The following is a 1,027-nucleotide window of genomic DNA, read 5'->3' as shown; positions in this document are numbered from 1 at the left end:
ATGATCACTGGTGCTGCACAAATGGATGGAGCTATTTTAGTTGTAAATGCAGCTGATGGTCCAATGCCACAAACAAGAGAACACATTCTTTTAGGAAGACAAGTTGGTATTCCTGCAATTGTTGTTTACTTAAATAAAGTGGACCAAGTTGATGACAAAGAAATGATTGATCTTGTAGAAGAAGAAATTAGAGAACTTTTAACTTCATATAAATATCCAGGTGATAAAACACCAATCGTTAAAGGTTCAGCTTTAGCAGCAGTTGAAGGTAGAGATGATGAAATTGGAAAGAATTCAATTTTAGAATTAATGAAAGCTGTTGATGAACACATCCCGCAACCTGCTAGAGAAGTTGATAAACCATTTTTGATGCCAATAGAAGACGTGTTCTCAATTTCTGGAAGAGGAACTGTTGCAACAGGTAGAGTTGAGTCTGGTGTAATTAAAACAGGAGAAGAAGTTGAAATAGTTGGAATTAAAGAAACTAAAAAATCAGTTTGTACTGGAGTTGAAATGTTTAGAAAACTATTAGATTCAGGTGAAGCTGGTGATAATGTTGGAATTTTATTGAGAGGTATTGAAAGAACTGATATCGAAAGAGGTCAAGTTCTTTGTAAGCCTGGTTCAATTACTCCGCATACTAAATTTGAAGCTCAAGCGTATGTACTTAAAAAAGATGAAGGTGGAAGACATACTCCATTTTTTACTAAGTACAGACCACAGTTTTATTTTAGAACAACAGACGTTACAGGTGAAGTTGAATTACCAGCTGGTACTGAAATGGTTATGCCAGGTGATGATGCTAAATTCACTGTTAAACTAATTACACCTATTGCAATGGCAGAAAAATTAAACTTTGCAATCAGAGAAGGTGGAAGAACTGTTGGAGCAGGAGTAGTAACTAAAATTATAGAGTAACTCTATAAATAGGAGTGTAGCTCAATTGGTAGAGCGCCGGTCTCCAAAACCGGAGGCTGAGGGTTCGAGTCCCTCCGCTCCTGCCAATTTGAGTGGTAAAATTATGAGA

General features: G+C 36.5%; 1 protein-coding gene and 1 tRNA gene. Both read left to right on the top strand.

All coding sequences use genetic code 11. From position 1 onward, the window contains the following. The coding region (gene tuf / locus AMN81_RS00020; RefSeq protein ID WP_072090120.1) for an elongation factor Tu at positions 1-918 on the top strand (918 nt) is incomplete at its 5' end. 10 nt (positions 919-928) lie between these two features. Continuing rightward, positions 929-1,004, top strand: a tRNA-Trp gene (locus AMN81_RS00015). Positions 1,005-1,027 lie beyond the last annotated feature (23 nt).

The organism is Candidatus Pelagibacter communis (assembly GCF_001179845.1).
Classification (GTDB): domain Bacteria; phylum Pseudomonadota; class Alphaproteobacteria; order Pelagibacterales; family Pelagibacteraceae; genus Pelagibacter; species Pelagibacter ubique_Q.
This window is presented reverse-complemented; position numbering and strand designations above follow the sequence as displayed.